The 19,226-nt window shown below is 63.6% G+C and carries 13 protein-coding genes; 1 reads left to right on the top strand and 12 read right to left on the bottom strand.

Annotation, left to right across the window (positions count from 1 at the left end; translation table 11 throughout):
- The first annotated feature begins 64 nt into the window (after positions 1 to 64).
- Entirely contained in the window at positions 65 to 652 is a 588-nt protein-coding gene (locus IDH44_RS20940; protein ID WP_223869900.1) for a GntR family transcriptional regulator, read from the top strand.
- Positions 653 to 917: 265 nt separating this feature from the next.
- Here the strand turns inward: IDH44_RS20940 and IDH44_RS20945 are convergent, their stop codons facing one another.
- The 12 genes from IDH44_RS20945 to IDH44_RS21000 all read right to left on the bottom strand — a co-directional run bounded on the left by IDH44_RS20945 (position 918) and on the right by IDH44_RS21000 (position 19,101).
- Positions 918 to 4,379 carry a golvesin C-terminal-like domain-containing protein gene (locus tag IDH44_RS20945; protein WP_190920771.1) on the bottom strand — a complete coding sequence of 1,154 codons (3,462 nt, stop codon included), beginning with the start codon at positions 4,377 to 4,379 and terminating at the stop codon, positions 918 to 920.
- A 5-nt stretch (positions 4,380 to 4,384) separates the two neighbouring features.
- A complete protein-coding gene (locus tag IDH44_RS20950; protein WP_190920772.1) occupies positions 4,385 to 5,857 on the bottom strand; it encodes a sulfatase-like hydrolase/transferase in 1,473 nt (490 codons plus the stop codon).
- A gap of 16 nt (positions 5,858 to 5,873) precedes the next feature.
- The gene (locus IDH44_RS20955; RefSeq protein ID WP_190920773.1) at positions 5,874 to 7,022 is read right to left on the bottom strand and encodes an alpha-L-fucosidase; all 1,149 of its coding nucleotides are present in this window, start codon (positions 7,020 to 7,022) and stop codon (positions 5,874 to 5,876) included.
- Positions 7,019 to 8,035 carry a sulfatase-like hydrolase/transferase gene (locus tag IDH44_RS20960; RefSeq protein ID WP_190920774.1) on the bottom strand — a complete coding sequence of 339 codons (1,017 nt, stop codon included), beginning with the start codon at positions 8,033 to 8,035 and terminating at the stop codon, positions 7,019 to 7,021. Before IDH44_RS20960 ends, IDH44_RS20955 begins: the two co-directional genes overlap by 4 nt.
- Positions 8,036 to 8,126: 91 nt before the next feature.
- Positions 8,127 to 9,701 carry a response regulator gene (locus IDH44_RS20965; RefSeq protein WP_190920775.1) on the bottom strand — a complete coding sequence of 525 codons (1,575 nt, stop codon included), beginning with the start codon at positions 9,699 to 9,701 and terminating at the stop codon, positions 8,127 to 8,129.
- Between the two features lie 23 nt (positions 9,702 to 9,724).
- A complete protein-coding gene (locus tag IDH44_RS20970; RefSeq protein WP_190920776.1) occupies positions 9,725 to 11,491 on the bottom strand; it encodes a cache domain-containing sensor histidine kinase in 1,767 nt (588 codons plus the stop codon).
- Between the two features lie 51 nt (positions 11,492 to 11,542).
- Positions 11,543 to 13,135 carry a type 2 periplasmic-binding domain-containing protein gene (locus tag IDH44_RS20975; protein ID WP_190920777.1) on the bottom strand — a complete coding sequence of 531 codons (1,593 nt, stop codon included), beginning with the start codon at positions 13,133 to 13,135 and terminating at the stop codon, positions 11,543 to 11,545.
- 96 nt (positions 13,136 to 13,231) lie between these two features.
- Entirely contained in the window at positions 13,232 to 14,104 is an 873-nt protein-coding gene (locus tag IDH44_RS20980; protein WP_190920778.1) for a carbohydrate ABC transporter permease, read from the bottom strand.
- A gap of 12 nt (positions 14,105 to 14,116) precedes the next feature.
- On the bottom strand, positions 14,117 to 15,007 hold the full coding sequence (locus IDH44_RS20985; RefSeq protein ID WP_223869894.1) for an ABC transporter permease: 891 nt from the start codon (positions 15,005 to 15,007) through the stop codon (positions 14,117 to 14,119).
- Positions 15,008 to 15,101: 94 nt separating this feature from the next.
- The gene (gene cntE / locus IDH44_RS20990; protein WP_190920780.1) at positions 15,102 to 16,349 is read right to left on the bottom strand and encodes a staphylopine family metallophore export MFS transporter CntE; all 1,248 of its coding nucleotides are present in this window, start codon (positions 16,347 to 16,349) and stop codon (positions 15,102 to 15,104) included.
- Entirely contained in the window at positions 16,346 to 17,473 is a 1,128-nt protein-coding gene (locus IDH44_RS20995) for a PLP-dependent cysteine synthase family protein (protein WP_190920781.1), read from the bottom strand. Before IDH44_RS20995 ends, cntE begins: the two co-directional genes overlap by 4 nt.
- 26 nt (positions 17,474 to 17,499) lie before the next feature.
- Complete coding sequence (locus IDH44_RS21000; protein WP_190920782.1) at positions 17,500 to 19,101, bottom strand: ABC transporter ATP-binding protein; 1,602 nt, start codon at positions 19,099 to 19,101, stop codon at positions 17,500 to 17,502.
- Positions 19,102 to 19,226 lie beyond the last annotated feature (125 nt).

The raw sequence follows: 19,226 nt of genomic DNA on the forward strand, positions 1-19,226 counted from the left end.
CGGCGCCAGCTCCACCGCGGCGCCGAAGCTGTACTGCGGGAAGCCGGCCGACTGGAATCAGAAGCTGTCCATTCCGGAGCTGGCCGAGCAGCTTGGCGTCAGTCGCACGCCGATCCGCGATGCGCTGAACCGGCTGGAGATGGAGGGGCTGGTGAAAACCGTCTCCATAGTCGGCACCTTCGTCAATGCAATCGACGAGCAAGCGCTGCTGGACATTATGGATACGCGGCTGATGCTGGAATTCTGGGTGATCGAACGATTGCCGACCGTGGGACGGGAACAGCGGGAGGAGCCGCTGGCCCGCATGACTTCGATATTGGCGCAGACGTCCGAGCGCATTCGCACCTCGGCCTTCGATTCCAATCTGCACGCGAACGCGAACCTGGCCTTCCATCTCGAATTCATCGGACTCGGCGGCAACGAGAAAAACAAAACCATCTACCAGGCGCTGATGGACTACCGCTTCCTCGCTGCCAAAAACGCGCTCATCTCCAAGGAGATGGTCGAAAGCGCGCAGCAGCAGCATCACGCCATCGTCGACGCGGTTCGCGAGGGCGAGCGCGAGCCGCTGCGCCAGGCGATCGAGACGCATCTCAACGATTCCAAGACGCGGCTGCTCGACAACATCAAGCGCAGCGGGGGGATGATCTGAGGACAGCGGCGGCATCTGTGACGGGAAGCATTGTCTGGCGGAGCGCCAGTCGGCGCGTGATGCATTCAATGGCTGGCGGAGCGCAGAGGCGGCATGATCGAACAGCGCCGGATGCGTGAATTGCCGGACACGAGCAAGGGCAGCCCCATGCGGGCTGCCCTGCGGTCATACATAAGAAGTTGAATAATGTACACACAACCAGACCTGCTGACCGGACCGGATCGGACCGAGTTGATCGACTCGCGGCGTGCCATAGCTGCGGCAGTTACGGAGCCGCAGGCTCCCATCTGACCGCGTCGGCACGGGCATTTCTCCATGCGGTCTGGTGCCACAGGCGGACATAGCCCTGTTCGCCTTCGTCAAACGCATACGTCCCCAGCTCCACCCAGCCCGAGCTGCCTGCGCTATAATCCAGTACATGCGTATCCGTACCGCCGCTGTGCACGACTTCGATCAGCGTGTTCGGATCCGAGGTGGCGTGTACGACTTGGTAGATCGAAACCGTATACAGGCCGTCTCCCGGAAAATCCGGCCGCCAGGTGGCAGAGTGCTGCTGCACAGTGCTCGTGGCGGAGAAGCGCGTGCCGGTCCCGTTGTAGCCCGTCAGTCCGCTGGATTGCCACGAACCGCTCTCGCTGTAGCCGACATCGCCATTGTCCACAATGATCGGCCGTTCCACCGGCTCGAAGCGGACGGCATCGGCCCGTGCAACCGCCCAGTCGGTATGAAGCGAGCTCTCCACATACCCTTCCTCTCCCGCGCGAAACGGATAGCGTCCCAGATACACCCACTCCGAGTCGCCCGAGACGTGATCGAGCTGGTGCACCGACTCGCCGCCGTCGTAGTGCACCTTGACCTCCGCAGCCGGATCGGAGCCCGGTCCTGTCACCTTGTACAGATAGACATCATACATCCGCGCCGCGGCAATCGTCGGCGTCCATCTGACCGAGGCGCTGCCGGCGCTGCCAGGATCGGCATAGCGCGAGCCGTCTCCGTCGTGTCCGGCGAGGCCGCTGGCATGCCAGCCCCCCTGCTCGAGATAGCCGGAATCGCCGTAGTCAATCGTGATCGGCGCGACCGGCACCAGCTTGACGCCATTGGCCAGCAGATAAGTCGAAGCGTCGGGATCCGACGGATCCTTGCGGACGCGTATCCGGTCGTCTTCCGTGCCGGAGAAGGCGAACGTGCCCAGATAGTCCCAGCCGCTGTCCGGCGTCTTGCCGAATTGGCTGCGCATCACCTCCACCGTATCCGTACCGTTGGCAATCGTGTACCTCGCTGCGGTCGTGCCCTCCATATGCCTGGCATTCCAGACCCACACCTCATACGTCTTGGCCTCGACGCCCGTGACCGGCGCCCACTCGAAGTACGCGTCCGGACCGTACTGCTGCGTCACCGTGACGCGTCCGAACTCGCCGCGCTGCCACCACTTGATCCAATCGCCGCCGCGCGTATACCCGGACAGCTCGGTCGCATAGGCCGCGATATGCTGCTCGATCGGTGCGGCATTGACCGCTGCGGTCGGCGCCGACTCATTGCCCTCCATGTCGACGGCCGTCACGGTGATGGCGTATCGCTTGCCGTTCGTCAGTCCATCCACCGTGTAGGTCCGTCCCACGGGCGTGCTGTTGTGCCGGACGCCGTCTACATAGTAGTAATAGCCCTGCAAGTCATACTCCGTGTTGGCCGCCCGCCAATAATCGCCCAGTGTGCCGAGCTCGGCCAGCAGCGTACCGCTGGCGCCGGGACGGGCCGTCAGTTCGCCGCCGGGCACGGCGGGCGGCGTCGCGTCGCTGGCGCTCGTGACCGACAGCACGGCCGGCGCGGAGACGTTGCCCGAATAATCGACGGCACGCACCGCCACAGCAAAGGTATGATCCGGCAGCAGTCTCTCCAATGTGGCCCGGGAGCGATGACGCAGCGTCTGGTAGATGCGGTAGCCGTTCATCTCCACGATATACCCGGCCAGATCGTCCTCCGTATTATCCGCCCAGTCCAGCGCGATCCTGTAATTGCCGCTCGTCCCGTCTACACTCGCCTGCGCGTCGAGACCTTGCGGCTGGGCAGGCGCCACGGCGTCCTGCGGCACGGACGGGATCAGCTTGACCGCATCGGCGCGCACGACCCCGTAGCCGAGCGCATTGGCGATCTCCACTCGCACTTCGCCTTCTTGCACCGTGTACGTCCCCAGATCGAGCCAGCGGCTGCTTCCCTGCGCGGCATTGACGACGCGTTCGCCGCTCTGACCGTCGGCGTAGACGCTGTAGGTGACCGACGTCGAATTGTTGGCATGTACGGGCAGCCATACCTGCACGGCATATGTGCCCGGCGCGGCGACCTCCGGCGACAGGCGCGCCGAGGCGCGGCCGGACGCATAGCGGCTCAATCCGCCATCCCACCCGGCGACCGCAGTCGATGTGCCCCAGGTTCCTTCGAGCTCGGCGTACGCGCCCGGCTGCTCATGCGCAGCAAGCGCGGCCACGGGGGCAAGCATGACGCTGTCCGCTCGGATGTAGCGGCCGTCGTCGTCCGGCTTGGCGATCGCCACCGCTTCGCCGGACTCGCCCGCGAAGGCATAGATGCCGAGCGAGACCCAATTCTGTCCGGCGGCGCTCTGGTCAAGGATGCCGCTCGCCGTCCGGCCGCTGTGGCTCACCGTGTAAGCGGTAGCTGCCGACGTATTGTCGAAGTAGCTCGGATTCCAGAGGAACACCTCATACTCGCCCGCCTCCACATTGACGTCCCAGCTCGCCTCGGCTCCGGGGTCGTTGGACTGGCGCGTCGCGCGATCTTCATAGCCGAAGGGGATATCGCTCCCGCTCCACGTCCCGCTCTCCGCATACGCCGCATCCGCGTTGTCGATCAGGATCGCGCGGGGCGGAGGCTGGATGAGATCGGCCTGTGCTTTGCGATAATACCGGAAGTAATCGACCCACATATGGCCAGGCAGCGTGGCATTATCCACCTCCAGCGCGTCGTGGGACAACTGGAGGGCCGTAATCCACAGATTCTGCATCGCATGCGGCCCCTGATACGGATACGTCTTGATCACTTCCCCGTCGACGTACCAGACGACGCGATCCGGCAGCCATTCGAAGCCGTATACGCGGTAGCCGGCGCTCGGGTCCGCGATGGCGACGATCGACTCGCTGCCCTCCGGCTTGACATGCCGTCCATACGGCACATGGTGATAATGCGAGGTCGCGTACAGCTCGGTCGGACTGTCCGAGTCCACTTCGAACATATCGATCTCGTTGATCATGTTCATGAACGGCAAGTAATTGGCATGATCCGCGGCGTAGTTCAGCCCCATGTTCCAGAAGGACTGATGCAGTCCGTTTCCGTCCGCCCACAGCTTGGCCCGGATTTCGTAATAGCCGTAGCCGAGCAGCTCCTTGCTGATGACGCCGCCGCTCGTATACGGCACGCCGCCGTTCGGCTGATTGGCCTGATCAAAGGTCAGCCGCAGCGCGCTTGTCGCCGGCTCATCCGGATCGATGAGAACGTTTACATTTTCAGGGACATTGCGCCCGAAAAAGCGCGTGTCCTTGCGGTAGAGCCACTTGCCGGTATCGAGTGCGGAGCCGTCGAACTCGTCGCTGACCTCCGGGACCAGCACATACTCGTCTGCGGGCAGAGCCGCGGCCGCCTCGTGCCGCTGGAGCAGCAGCACGAGCACGGCGACGGTCGCAAGCAAGAGAATGCGCCATTTTTTCGATTGATGCATCGCCTTCACCTCCGTGATGGTTGCCAGGGCACGACGTCGCTCGTCTCCTGGTAATAGCGCAACATGCGCTGCTGCATCTGCATGACAGCCCCGGCGTATTCCGGACGATCGATGCAATTGACCAGCTCGCCGGGATCGCGCGCCAGGTCGTACAGCTCATCCTTCTCCGCCAGTCGCCGCACATACTTGTACGCCTTGGTCCTGCACATGGTCGCCTTGATATGCGCCGGACCGCTGCTGCGATGCAACTGCGCCCGAGCGTAATAGAGGAAGGCCGGGTCCTGGTTCTCCGGCGTCACGTCCATGCAGTGCGTCTCTTCCGGCAAGCGGCCGCCCTCGGCGAATACGGCGTCCCGGTGCTCTGCCGCCTCCCCGGTCAGCAGCGGGACGAGCGAGCGGCCGAACTGCGTGTAATCGAGCGGCAGCCCGGTCAGCTCGGCGACCGTCGCCGGAAGATCGATCAGTTCGACCAGAGCCTCGTGAATGCCCGGCTTGACGTCAATGCCGCGCTGCGGCTTGATCAGCAGCGGCACCTGCACCAGGCAATCCTCGAAGGTGTTCTGCGCTTTTTCCACCAGATTGTAATCACCGGTGTAATCCCCGTGGTCGCTGAAGACGAGGATCGCCGTGTCCTCGTAGATGCCCGCTTGCTTCAGCGCCTCCACCAGCATGCCGAACTGATGGTCGACCCGAGCGCACATGCCGTAATACGTAGCCCTCAGCTCCCGCCACCGCGCTTCGTCCCAGCCGCCCAGTCCGAGCGCCTCGCGAAGGCCGCGCGTCATCGCCGGCTTGTCTTGCAGCGCTGCCGCTTCGAGGACGCGGCGCGGCGGCAGCCGATCGCGATCAATCAGGCTGAACCACGGCTCCTCCACCGCATAGGGCGGATGGGGATAGGTCAGCGGCAGATAGAGACAGAGCGGACGGTCCGCGGGCCGATCGCGGATGACGCGCACGGCTTCGCGGATATGCGCCCAATCGCTGTCCGGGTACGTACCGCTCTCTCGCTCCGCCTCCAGCCGGCCGACGTAGAAGGAATAATATGCGTCTCCCTCCGGGCTGCCCCGCCACTGGCGTTCCCGATCCATCGCGAACATCGCCCGCACCGGTCCAGGGTCGTGCTTGACGTCACAATAGCGGCTGAAGTCGGCATCGGACGGCACGAGATCGTTTTTGCCGCCCCACCATACGTAATAGCCGTTGTCCTTGAGATGGCGTAGCAGCACCGGCTCGTCCGGTCCCATCATGTGGAACATCGAGCGGTGTCCCCGCACATGCGGGTACCATCCGCTCATGAACGCGCAGCGGCTGGGCGTGCAGACCGGATTCTGCGTATAGGCGTGCCGGAACGATACGCCGCCCTCGCCGAGCAGACGGTCCAGATGCGGCGTCGCGGCCGCCGGATCGCCCATGTGACCGAGGACGTCCCCGCGCCACTGATCGGGGTTGAACAGAATGAGATGCGGCTTGGCTGTCATCTTGTCCCCTCCTCCATCAGACCGCTCCCGCTCCGGTATCGTCCGCCGCGGGAGGAGTCGAATCGCTCGTCGCCCCCGGCCAGCCGCGCTTGCGCACGCGCTCGCCGAGCGCCAGCAGCGTCTGGCAGTCCTGCGGATGGACGGCGCCGTCCGGCAGCAGCCCGGTATTGAGCAGCAGATTGCAGCGGTGAGCACCGGCATACGCCAGCCGCTCCCACGCCTCGTCGGCGCCGATATGCGGCTCGTCCTTCACGTAGCCCCATCCCTTGCGCTGCAGGATCGTGCACACCTCGTTCCACTTCGTCTCGTGCCGGCGCCAGACGCGATTGGAGAGCGCGATCGCTTGCTCGTCGGCCCCTCCCCGGCGCAGCCGCTCTTCCAGCGGGACGAAGCTCATCTCCTGCGACATGTAGTCCTCGTCTCCCGTGACGCCCTGCTTGAACGAGATCAGGCACTGCGGCTGCAGCTCGCGGACGAGCGCATACGTCTCGGCGACGGGGAACAGGTCCGGACGATAATAGCAAGCCGAGATGAGATCGAACCACACGCCCGCGACCGGACCGTATCCGGTCAACAGCTCGCGTAGCTGGTCGTGCATGAAGGCGATGTAGCGCTCGAATTCGCGCTCGTCGCGCAGCAGATACGCCGGCTCGTCGCGCTCGTATTCCGGACGCGCGCACAGCACGCCCGAGGCATTGGACACGAAGTATGGATGATGCCAGTCCGCGCCGTAGCTGTAGTACAGGAACAGGCCCACGCCCCTGCGCGCGCACGCCTCGGCCAGCTCCTGGACCAGGTCGCGTCCGGCCGGCGAATGGCCGCTGTGGTAATCGGTCGCCGCGCTCTCGAACAGGCAGAAGCTGTCGTGATGGCGCGTCGTGAACGCGATATACGACATGCCGGCGCGCACGGCCAGATCGACAATTCGATCGGCATCAAAGCCCTCGGCCGTGAATTGCCGCTGCAGCCGCTCATATTCGCGGACCGGGATCCGCTCGTGATACATCACCCATTCGCCGCGTCCGAGCAGACTGTACAGGCCATAGTGAATGAACAGGCCGCTGCGGGCATTGCGGAACCAGGCCAGTGCGGCCTCCCGCGGATTGCGCGCGTACAGGCTCTCGTAACCTTTGAGATATGAAGGTACATCCGGTGTCGTCGTCATAGCGCCTCCTCCATGCTGATTGCGGTCCAATAATCCAGCAGCGGATCTCCCGTCTCTGCCAGCCAGCGCTTCATCGCACGGCTCAGCTCCGCGACCCGCCCCCGCTGCCCCGGGTCCGCGGCCAAGTCGCGGCATTCCCAGGGGTCCTCGTCCAGATGATAAAGCTGGACCCGATCGGTGCCCGCTCCGGTATGCGGATCCTGCCAATATCGGATCAGCTTCCAGCCGTCCGCCTTGATCATCCGCTGCAGATAGCGATAGGCGGCACCGACATACGGCCTCGCCGCCTCCCGCCGTCCCTCGGCGAACGGCAGCAGACTCCGTCCCTCCACCGTGTCCGGCACAGGCGCGCCGGCCAGCTCGCATAGCGTCGGATACAGGTCGCAGGTGCACGTATAGGCCTCGACCGTCCGGCCCTGCGGCAGCCCCGGACCGCTTGCGATGAGCGGAATGCGGACGCTGTGATCGTACAGATTCTGCTTGCCCAGCAGACCGTGACTGCCGAGCGCGATGCCGTGATCCGCGGTATAGACGACAACGGTCTCCTCACGCTGGCCGGTACTCTCGAGCGCCGCCAGGACCGTGCCGATCTGCGCATCCAGATGCGAGATCATCGCGTAGTAGGCGGCGAGCTCCTCACGCACGTCCGCCTCCCGGAGCGGACTGACCAGCAGCTGCTCGTCGCGCACGCCGAGCTCCCCGTTGTCGAACGGATGTGCGGAGGCGAGATTCGGCGGCCACTGCGATCGGATCGACATCGCGCCTTGCGAATCCACATCGCAAGCGCTCTGTGCCGCCCGGAACGGACTCATCCCCGTATGCAGCGCCGCGCGCGCAGGTGCGCATACCGCCTGCAGCACGCCGCCGTGCATATGCGACTGGCGAAAACATACGCCGCTGTGCGCCAGCGCGTCCAGCACCGGCGTGCGCACCGGCTCAAGACCGGCCGCGCCGAGCGCCGAGTGGCGGTGATCGTCGGCGACGATCAGAACAATGTTGGGTCGTTTCGACATGGCTGCCTCCTTTCTTTCTGATTCTATCCTAGCACGCGGCAATAGCTCCGCTTTCCGATATTTTACGAGGTTCCTTCAAATTATTAAGGCATTACACGCGCTTGACTTTCTTGCGGAATTGCTGGGGAGAGACGCCGGTATATTGCCGAAAGAGCGTGCAAAAATAACGCTCGTTGCCGATGCCTACATACTCACTGAGCTCGAAGTTGCTCCAACCGCGCTGCATCAGCAGCTCGCTGGCAAGCGCGATTTTTTCCCGGTTGATGTATTCGACCAGACTCACCTGCTCCTCGCGCTTGAACAACGCGCTGAAATAATTCGGGGACAGCCCTACCGCATCGGCCACCTGGCGCAAGGTCAAGCGCTCCCGCAGATGACTGCGAATGAACGCCTTGGCCTGCTGCAGCTCGCGACGGTCAGACGCTTCGCCGCGCAAGAACAGCTCGCGAATCAGCTCCTCCAGCAAACCGACCTGCTCGTGCAGCCGAAGCAGGGCGAAGATGCCGACTTGCCAGCATGACGTCTCAAGCTGCCGCGCCGCGACAGCCGGGCTCCATAGCGCCAGGTCGTCGGCCGCCTCGCGCAACAGCGCCCCCGCGCGCTGGACGGGCAGGCGCACCTGCCGGATGCGATCCGCGATCGCCAACAGCTCCGCGCGAATCGCCTGCTGATCGCCCGCCGCCTTGACCGCGGCGAGCAGGTGCTCGAGCCGCCTGCGGAGCTCAGACTCCGCCTCGGGCGCATGGCCGGGCGCCGGCTGATCACCGGGCAGCAGCGTGAGGCCTTCGCCGGTCACATAGTACAGCTCATCCGCAATACGGCATGCATGCCTGTAGGCGGGCAACAGACCGTCTATGCCTTGGAAGACACCGCTCCATGCTACACTGACGCGCATCCGCAAGTATTGACGGGCGCGGCTGATGATGTCCGCGCTCAGCGCCCCCGCCCGCTTGAGCCGCTCGGCGTGGCTATGCAGATGCGGCCAAGAGACATAACCGGTCAGCGCGGCATACGAATGCTCGAATACGAAGCCCGTACCCGCCGCCTGCAGCAGCTCCTCCGCGACATTGGTCAGGGCGTAGCGCAAAGCGCGCTGATCGGACTTGCTGTAGTCCCGGTGAAAGGCGGCGTAGTCCCCGATTCGAATGAGGCACGCGCAGTAGCCGGGCAGATGCAGCTCCAGCATCATTTCATCGTTCCAGGCAGGGAGCTGCCTGGCCGTCAGCTCGCCGCGCAGCAATTCGCCGAACAATTGCTTGCGCAGCCGGTGCGCGTTTTTGCGCGTCATCCGATCGAGTCGAAGCAGTTCGCCGGAGGTATGCTCCTGCTCCCGCATTTGTTTCGCTGCCTTGTGCAATGCCTGGAGCAGGGCAGCCTCGTCGAGCGGCACCTTCACGATGTAATCGCTCACCTTCAGCTGCATCGCCCGCTGGGCATACGCGAATTCCGAATAAGCGGAAAGGATGATGCAGGGAAGCGCCGGATGCTGCTCGCGCAGCTGTTCAATCATTGCGATGCCGTCCATCTCCGGCATGACAATATCGGTCACGACGATATCCGGCTTGAGCTGCGCGGCGAGCCGCAATCCTTCGGCGCCGGAGTAGGCCTTGCCGACCTGCTCGAATTCCGGGCCCGCTCCATCAAAAAAACGCGTCAGGCGCTCCAAAATCAAATCCTCGTCATCGACGATCAGACAACGGTAGATGCGCAGGTCGACTCACCTCCATGTTCGAATGCTGGCCACGGGAGCGCAATGCGCACGACTGTGCCCTCCCCCGGCGCGCTGGCAATCGTCAGACCGAAGGCCGGTCCGAATCGGAGCCGAATGCGCTGATGGATATTGACCAGGCCGATCCTGTCCCGCGCACGCCCCTGCGACAGCGGGCGCTCCAGGATACGGGCCCGCTTCGCCTCGTCCATCCCGGCGCCGCGGTCCTCGACCGTGATGCAGAGCGTACCCTGTCCGGCCTGTGCGGCGATTCGCACACCGCCCTCAAGGCGTCCGCCCTTGTAGCCGTGGAAGATGCAGTTCTCCACGATCGGCTGCAGCAGCATCCGGATCACCGGAAGCGTCGCCAGCGTGTCCGGCACATCCAGCACAAGCGGAAATTCGCGGTTATAGCGAACACGCTGAATATGCATGTAGTCCATGACATTGTCCAGCTCCTCGCGCAGCGTCACCGGGTGCTCCGCATCGCTCAGCCCGTACTCCATAATGCGAATCAACGCCTGGATAATCGGATCGACCTTGTCGAGCTTGCCGAGGCTCACCGCATTGCTGATCGAACCGAGCGTGTTGTACAGGAAGTGCGGATTGATCTGCGCCTGGAGCATCTGCAGCTCCGCCTTGCGCTTGAGCGCTTCCTCGGCGTGGAGCTCGCTCATCAGCTCGCGTATGCGACCGAGCATCTGGTCGAAGGTCGTGGAGAGCACGCCGAATTCGTCGTTGCGCCGCATCGCCACAGACACATCGAGCTTGCCGAGCCGAATCTGATTCATGCGCTCCATGATCCGCATCAGCGGGCCGCGCAGGTAGCGCGCTACAACGTAGGCGGTCAGCAGGCTGACGCCGGCGCCGCCGATCAGGAACCCGATATAATACATGCGGATCGGAGTGAGCGAGCGGGCGAGCAGGCGCTCGTCGTCGATGGCGAGGATCGACCAGCCGAATTTGGCGGAGGCGTGCTTGCGGATCGTGATCGCCTGGCCATCGGCAGCCGTCGTGCGCAACAACGATTCGTGCCGGTTGACCAGCTCGGACGAGGTGAAGGACGCCAGACGCAAGATTCGCGCTTGCTCGTCCAGCAGACCCTGCAAGCCGGCCTGTCCTGCGACGAGTCGGCCTGCGGCGTCCACGATGGCAATGTTCAGCCCGTTCTCCCGATTGATCTGCAGCAGCCTCTGTTCGATGCGGCGCAGGTCCATATCCAGCGCCGCCACGAGCGAGTCGTCGGGTGTGCCGAGCGCTTTGACGAGCGTCACCGTCCAATCGGAATAGGTCGAGCGGTAGGTCGGACTGGCCGCGACGGACAAGTGGTCCTGCCGGCCAAGCGCAAGCAGGGACGCGCGCTCGGGCAACGGTTCGTTGAACACGCGCGAGAGCACAGACGTCCCTTCAATCGATCGATCCGGGTAGATCAGATACAGATTATGAATGTAATTATAATTGAGCTCGTACAGCCGCTGCATGATCGGCTGCAGCTCGGAGGAGGTATCCATCCCGCTGTCGTATGCGGACTGGACGGCCAGCAGCAACGTCTGCAGGGAAGTATGACTCAGCTCCAGGTACTCATCGACTTTATACAGGATCTCTTCCACGTAGTACGCATTGTTTTTACCGATCTCGCTTTTGACGATGACATAGGCCAGTTGCGTCAATAGCGTGGTGCAGCACAGCACGAATACGAAGCAAATGACAAACAGCTTGAACGTCAGGCTGCTGAACCGCAGATGCATCCTTCATTCCTCCCGGGGCGCATACGGCGCTTCGCCGCCTCCCGCTTCGGCTTACAGCACCTCGTTCGCGCGCAGCAGCTCCTCGACATAATCCCGGTATGCGCCGTAATCGTACTTGCTCTCCAGCGTTTCCTTGTAGGCCTCCCACTCGTCGAGCGGGGCGCGTCCGGTCATGAAGCGCAGCAGCGACTCACGCACATATTTCTGGCGGTCGGCATACAGCCGATCGTCCGGATCGGGGACGACAATCGCATTGGCCGGATTCGGCATGACATGATCGATGTTCACTTGATGGTAGCCTGCGGTGTCCGGATTCTGGAAGTTGAAATACAGCGGGTCGTCGCCGCGGCGCGGCATGTAATAATTCGACGTCCAGCGGTAGTTATTGAGCGTGTCCTCATCGGTCACCTTGACGATCTCGCCGTCCATCAGATTCCACTGAACGCCCTCGATGCCGTACGAGAATACCCTCTGAGCTTCCTCGTCGGTGTACCAATATTGCAGAAAGGCAAAGATTCGCGCCAGCTTCGCCTCGTCCCGCGCAGCCTTGATGGAGACGCCCCACGAGTTGCTCTGCGCGGCGGCGTTGCCGAGCCGGCGTTCGCCGGACGGCCCTGCGACCGGAGGCACCGTAATCCACTCCGGCACGCTGCCGCCGATCTCCTCCATGTTCTTCTGATTCGAAGGCTCCATCTGGCGCCAGCCGGAAATCAGCATGCCCACCTTGCCGCGATACATCTTCTGATTGATCTGCTGCACATCGTTGATCGACACCCAGTCCGGATCGACGACGCCGGCATCGATCATCTCGCGAATGAACGCCAGTGCCTCCGACGTTCGGTCGTCCGTCGCGCCGATGACGAGTTCGCCATCCCTGACATCCACCACCTCCGGGTGCGCGCCGAACAGCCAGAATACCTCGCCCCAGCCGAGATTCGCCAAGGTGCCGTCCTTGCCCACGCCGGCCACGAAGCCATACGTGTCCTGCTCGCCGTTGCCGTCGGGATCGTCGTACGTAAACGCCTTCATATCGTCCAGCAGCTCCGCTGTCGTCTGCGGCCTATCCAGGCCGAGCGCGTCAAGCCAATCCTGGCGCAGCCACCATCCGACTGTGCCGCTCACCTGCTCGTAGGCGGGAACGCCAATCTGCTTGCCTTCGTACATCAGATCGCGCCATTGCTGGTCCGTAAAGCGCGCCTCATAATCCGGATACTGCGCCAGCGTCTCGCCGATGTCCGCCGTCACGCCTTCTTCGTAATACTTGACCGCGCTTGCGCGATCCTTGAAAAAAATCAAATCGGGAATGTCGCCGGATGCGATCAAGGCGTTCAGCATCGCGTCGGCCTGATCGGGCGCCGGGATGACGTAGTCCAGTTCGATATTGACCGCCGCTTCGAGCATCTGCCTCATCGGATCCTCCTCTCGCGGCGGCATCGGGGTGGCCGGATTGAAGGCGCCCGAATTGAAGACCGTCAGCTTCATCTTGTTGGCGAAGGCCCCGCTATCCTGACTCGCTTCCGCTTCTCCATTGTTCGCGGGCGGAGCTTCGCTCCGGGGCGTGTTGCCGGATGAGCATCCCGTCAGCAGCGCCGCGACCGTCGCAGCGGCCAGCCATTGGCGATAACGCATGTGAAATAGGGACATGGATCGACCTCTCCTTTATGATATTGTAATCTATTATTCGGACCAGACGCTACGAGAATTGTCGATTCCCGGACGTCCGGCCCGCAATAACCCCGGTCAGCCCTTCACCGAGCCAAGCAGCACGCCCTTGGCGAAATGACGTTGAAGGAACGGATAGACGAGCAGGATCGGTACCGTGGACAGCATAACCGCAGCCATCTGAATGGACAGGAAGCTGGCCGGCAACGTCGTGTCGCTGACGGCGTCCGCAGTCTGCGTCTGGAAATTCAGCAAAATGTTGCGCAGCACCACCTGCAGCGGGTACAGCTGCTGATCGCGGATGTACATGATGCCGTCGAAGTAGCTGTTCCAGTGAAAAACGGCGTAGAACAACCCGATGGTCGCGATGACCGGCATCGACAGCGGCAATACGATCCGCCACAAGACACGCATGTCCCCGGCTCCGTCCACCTTGGCCGACTCCTCGATTTCCTGCGGCAATTGCTCGAAAAAGCCCTTGACGATAATGAGATTGAAGGCGCTGATCAAGCCGGGCACAATCAGAGCCCAGACGGTATCCAGTAAACCGAGGTAGCGGGTCAGCAAGTACGTCGGAATGAGACCGCCGTTGAACAGCATGGTGAAGATGACAATCATCAGCAGCGGCGCGCGTCCGGGCAAGCTCTTCTTGGAAAGCGCATAGGCCATCAGAATCGTGAACACCAGATTCAGTCCCGTCCCGACCAGGGTGCGGAACAAGGTCACTTGGTACGCATTTCCGAGACCATAGCCTTGCAGCACCTGATTGTAGGCGTAGAGCGTGATCTGTTCCGGAATGAGCACGACCCCTCTGCGCACCACTTCGGCGGCAGGCGTAAATGAGACGCTCAGGACATAAAAGAACGGAAACAGACAAATCAGACCGGCCAGCAGCAGCGCAGCGTAATTGACGCCCTGCAGCAGCTTTTCCCTCTTGCTTGTCGTTGACATGCGCATGCCCCCTTACCAGATTTGCCCGTCGAAGCGTTTGGCGACCTTGTTGGCGCCGACGACGAGTACGAATGCAATGACGGATTTGAAAATGCCTACGGCCGTGGCCAGCGAGACGTTCATGCGCTCCAGGCCTTCGCGGTAAACCCAAGTATCGATGATATCCGCCTTTTCCAGGTTGAAGACATTGGCCATCATAAAAATTTGATCGAAACCGGCGTCCAGAATATTGCTCAATTTTAAAATGAGCAGAATGATCATAACGTTGCGGATCCCCGGCAGCGTCACATGCCAGATTTGTCTTCCCTTGGATGCGCCGTCGATTCTGGCCGCCTCGTACAAGCTGGGATCGATGCCGGAGAGCGCCGCCAAATACAGGATCGCCCCCCACCCGGTCTCCTTCCACACATCCGAGGTCACGATCAGCGGCCGGATCCACTCCGGCTCGGTCAGGAAGGCGATCGTCTGAAATCCCGATGCCTGGAGCAGTTGATTGACGAGGCCGTCGCCTGGCGACAGCAGCGCCACCATCAGCCCGTATACGATGACCCAGGAGACGAAATGCGGCAGGTACGTGAGCGTCTGCACCGAGCGCTTGAACCATTCCGTCCGCACTTCATTGAGCATCAGCGCCAGCACAATCGGCGCTGTGAAGCCGAACAGCAGCTTGTACAACGAGATCAGAAGCGTATTGGCCATGATATCCCAAAAATAGACGCCTTGCATAAATTGCGTGAAGTTGTGCCACCCGGCCCACGGACTATCCCAAAAACCGAGCATCAGCTTGTAATCTTTGAAGGCTATGATCAACCCGAGCATGGGGACATACTTGTAAACAACAAAATAGAGCAGTCCCGGAAGGAGGATCATATACATGAACCTGTGTTTTTTCAAGTTGCGCATCTGCCGCATCTCCTTTGAAGTGGTAGCTTCATTGTAAGATCGGCAATCGCTTCACAGGTTCATAATCCTTCGGGATTGCTCCAATATTTTACGTTTATTGCGTATGGGATGCGCCCAGCGGCACACGTCCCCGCCCGCTCAGCCAAGCCGCGCACGCCGCCAGCAGCGCCAGCAGCGCGCAGACGGCGTACATTGCGCTGTAGGAGACGATATCGGTCAGCGGGCCCAGCGCCATGCCGCCGAGCGCGATACCCAGATCGGCGGTGGCGATGAACAGGCCGAGGCCGACATTGCGCGTGACGCGGGGCAGCGCGAACGTCAGATAGGTCGTCAAGGTCGGATACAGCAGCGCCTGCGCGATGCCGATCAGCACCGGCGCGGCGTAGAATGCCGGCGGGCCCAGCGCCGGACCCGCGACGGCGCCAAGCGCCAGCAGCAGCGCGCCGGCCGCGCCGAGCAGGCAGATGCCGCCGATGCGCGCGCCGCGCCAGCGCCCGTCCGACGGCATGCGGCCGCTCCACAACAGGCGCGCAAGCACGATCACGGCCGCCTGGATCATCAGATACACGCCCGCATGCCCGTGCGTCACCTCGGCCGCATAGAGCGGCACGAACGTCACCACCGCGCCGAACACGACCGAGGCAAGCAGCATCAGCAGCCCGCAGACCCGCAGCGCTCGGTTGTCGCCGAGGGTGCGAAGGTAACCGCGCCAGCTCGTCGCCAGCTCATCGCGCGCCGTGCCGCGAATCTCTTCCGGCAGGGTCTCCGCCATCCGCTCCGGCACCATCTGCAGCGGCATGAACAGCCCGAGGGCGGCCGTCCCGAGCGCCAGGACCGCGATGACGCCCGAGAAGCCGCCCATCCCGCCGTAGGTCCACAGCCAGATCGCGAGCAGCGGGCCGAGCACGGCCGGCAAGTACGTGAAGAGCGAATACATGGACAAGCCCTGCGCGCGCTGCTCCTCCGGCAGCGCGTCGATCACGCCCATCTGCAGCGCCATCGAGAAGAAGGCGGTGCAGATGCCTTGCAGCACCCGCGCCGCCAGATAACCCGTCAGCCCGCTCAATGCATACAGCATGAGCGCCCCGCCGTTCACCACCAGCAGGACCCGCAGCACCCGGGCCGGTCCGTGCCTGTGCACCAGATGTCCCGCCCAAGGGCGGAAGAACATGCATGTGAACATGTAGGCGCCCATAATGAGGCCGATCTCGCCGCCGCTCGCGCCGAGCGCCTCGCTGCGCAGCGGCACGATCACGGTCAGCATCGCATTGGCGCTAAAAAACAGCAGCGTCAGCGCGTACAAACGCAGAAACGGCGCGCTTAACGCCCGGTTCCGCTTCATCCGAGCCGCTCTCTGCGCATGCGGCCGAGCAGCTCGTCGTTCTGCCGAAGCGTGGAAGCCGGCACAGCCAACTCCTCCGTCAGCTCATGCCGGTAATTCGCCATCTCGGCGCTCTGCGTGCTCCACGGCCGCAGCTCGCTCGCCCAGGTGCGGATGCGCTCCGGCTCCGCCTCCAGCGCGAAGCCCTGATCCCGCATCCAGTCCTCGTCGAACAGCGTCTGCAAGTAACGCTCGCCGCCGTCGGCCACCATGCACACGACATATTCGCCGGGCCTCATCCGCTGCGCGAGATGGAGGGCGGCGACCAGACAAGCGCCGCTGGAGGGCCCGACCAGAATGCCCTCGCGCCGCGCCAGCGTCCGCGCCGCGACGAAGGCCTGCTCGTCCGGAATTTTGTACGCTTCGTCGACCAGTTCGACATCGATGTTGGTCGGCGTCCAGCCGAGTCCGATGCCGGGAATGCGGTAGCCGGCTGAAGGGCCGCCGAAGATCGCCGAGCCGACCGCGTCCACGCCGGCGATGCGTACGCCGGGCGCATGGCGCTTCAGATACCGGGAGATTCCTCCGAGCTGACCGCCGGTGCTGACGGCCGTGACGAAGGCGCCCAGACCGGGCGGACAGCCTTCCACAATTTCGCGCGCCGTCGTGCCGTGATGCGCCTCGCTGTTCAGCAGGTTGAAGCATTGATCGGGCCGGTATGCGCCGGGCAGCTCTTCGGCCAGCTTGTTGGCCGCGGCGATGCGGGTTTTGTGATAGCTGCCGCAATCGTCCTTTTCGGTAACGACGATCACCTCCGCGCCGAACGCCTGCAAGACCGCCAGATTGGCGGCAGTCGTTTTTGGATCGGCCAGGATGACGACCCGGTACCCCTTGGCCGCGCCGATCATCGCCAGCGAGATGCCGAAATTGCCGCTCGACGATTCGATGATTGTGCCGCCGGGCTGCAGCAGCCCGGCACGCTCCGCTTCCTCCACAATATACTTGGCGGGTCTGTCCTTGACGCTGCCGCCCGGGTTGTAACGCTCGTACTTGAGCAGCACCTCGCCTTCGCCCGGACGGCCGAGCTTCGGTATCCGCAGCAGCGGCGTGTCTCCTATCGTATCCAATAGATCGGCAATCGCCATCGATGACTCATCCTTTCTTTTTTTCTTTATAAGTGCGCCGCGGAGGAGCCTGCCGCCGCTCCGGCCGCATGCCGCTCGGGCGACGGGCCGCCGGATGCGCGCTCGACGAAGCGCCCCCGCTCCATCACGGCCACGGTATCGCATAGCCGCCTGGCGATCCGCTCGTCATGCGAGATCATCAGCATGGCGAAGCCGCGCTCGGCCTGGAGCCGCAGCAGCAGCTCGACGATCTGGGCCTGCACCCGCATATCGAGCGCGGACACCGCCTCGTCGCAGATGAGCAGCTCCGGCTGCAGCGCGAGCGCCCGGGCGATGGCAATGCGCTGACACTGCCCGGTGCTCAGCTGCGGCGGGCGTCTCACCTGCAGCTCGCCGGTCAGGCCGACGTCGTCCAGCAGCGCCCGCGCGACCGCTGCGCGCTCGCGGCGGCCGCCCATCCGATGGTCGCGCAGCGGGCCGGTCACGAGCTGCAGGGCCGTCCGGCCGGGATTGAGACTGGCGCGCGCGTTCTGGAAGATCAGCTGGACGCGGCGGCTCAGCTCCCGTCGGGGCAGGCTCGCCAGCGCCCGGCCCTCCAGCAACGCCTGTCCGCCGTCGGGCGCTTCCAGCGCGACGATGCACCGGGCGAGCGTAGACTTGCCGCAGCCGCTGCGGCCGAGGATGCCGACGATCTCGCCGCGATGCACCGTCAGGTCAATGCCGCGCAGCACCTCCCCGCCGCGCGCATAGCTTTTGCGCAGCTGCCGCACCTCCAGCAGCGGTGCTGCCGGATCCGGCGCCGCTCCTTGCCGCGGCGCCGGGGCTTCGAGACTGGCGCGCGCAGCCAGCAGGGCGCGCGTATACGCGTGACTCGGGCGCGCCATGACGGTCCGCACCGCGCCGTCCTCCACGATCCGGCCCTCGCGCAGCACGATCACCCGATCGCTGATCGCCTGCGCCGCCGCCAGATCGTGGGTAATGAACAGCACGGTCAGTCCGAGCTCGCCTTGCAACCGGCGCAGCAGCTCCAGCACATGACGCTGGCTGTCCGCATCGAGCGCGGAGGTCGGCTCGTCGGCGATCAGCACATCCGGCCGCAGACAGAGCGCGAGCGCCAGACAGACGCGCTGGCACATCCCGCCGCTCAGCTCGAACGGATAGCTGTGCAGCACCTGCCCCGGCTCCGAGAAGCCGAGCATCCGCAGCAGCCTGGACGCCTCAGCCGCGGCTTCCTTGCGCCCTGCCAGACGGTGAGCGCGCAGACTCTCTTCGAATTGGGCCCGAATCGTCATCAACGGATTCAGCGCCAGCTGGGCATCCTGGAACAGCATGCCGATGCGTCGGCCGCGCAGACGATCCCAGGGAGGCGCATCGCCCGCCAGGTCTACTGCTTCCTCCTCGCCAAGTCGCAACAGGCCGCCTTCAATCCGCGCCGAAGGCGGCAGCAGCCCGGTAAGTGCGCGGGCGATCGTCGATTTGCCCGAGCCGCTCTCGCCGAGCAGCGCCGTCACCTCGCCGCGCCCCAGCGCGAAGGAGACGCCGCTCAGGATCGGGCCTTGCGGGTCGCGCCCGGCGCGGCGTCCGCCATACGACACACGCAGTCCGCCGACCTGCAGCATCATTGCCTCGCTTCCCGCTCCCTGTGTCATAGCGCTCGCCTCCCTCCTTGTCAGTCGTTCCTCCAGCTCGTGGTCTCTCGCTTCCATGCTTCCTACGTCTTGCGTGGCAAGCCCAGCTCCCAGTATCCTTCGTTCGCGCCGTGTCCCACCTCTGC

The sequence above is a fragment of the Paenibacillus sabuli genome (genome assembly GCF_014705605.1).
Classification (GTDB): domain Bacteria; phylum Bacillota; class Bacilli; order Paenibacillales; family Paenibacillaceae; genus Paenibacillus_D; species Paenibacillus_D sabuli.

Coding starts and splice junctions, on each gene's coding strand:
- IDH44_RS20945 (WP_190920771.1), bottom strand. CDS start 4,379: ATGCATCAATCGAAAAAATGGCGCATTCTCTTGCTTGCGACCGTCGCC.
- IDH44_RS20950 (WP_190920772.1), bottom strand. CDS start 5,857: ATGACAGCCAAGCCGCATCTCATTCTGTTCAACCCCGATCAGTGGCGC.
- IDH44_RS20955 (WP_190920773.1), bottom strand. CDS start 7,022: ATGACGACGACACCGGATGTACCTTCATATCTCAAAGGTTACGAGAGC.
- IDH44_RS20960 (WP_190920774.1), bottom strand. CDS start 8,035: ATGTCGAAACGACCCAACATTGTTCTGATCGTCGCCGACGATCACCGC.
- IDH44_RS20970 (WP_190920776.1), bottom strand. CDS start 11,491: ATGCATCTGCGGTTCAGCAGCCTGACGTTCAAGCTGTTTGTCATTTGC.
- IDH44_RS20975 (WP_190920777.1), bottom strand. CDS start 13,135: ATGTCCCTATTTCACATGCGTTATCGCCAATGGCTGGCCGCTGCGACG.
- IDH44_RS20980 (WP_190920778.1), bottom strand. CDS start 14,104: ATGTCAACGACAAGCAAGAGGGAAAAGCTGCTGCAGGGCGTCAATTAC.
- IDH44_RS20985 (WP_223869894.1), bottom strand. CDS start 15,007: ATGCGCAACTTGAAAAAACACAGGTTCATGTATATGATCCTCCTTCCG.
- cntE (WP_190920780.1), bottom strand. CDS start 16,349: ATGAAGCGGAACCGGGCGTTAAGCGCGCCGTTTCTGCGTTTGTACGCG.
- IDH44_RS20995 (WP_190920781.1), bottom strand. CDS start 17,473: ATGGCGATTGCCGATCTATTGGATACGATAGGAGACACGCCGCTGCTG.
- IDH44_RS21000 (WP_190920782.1), bottom strand. CDS start 19,101: ATGACACAGGGAGCGGGAAGCGAGGCAATGATGCTGCAGGTCGGCGGA.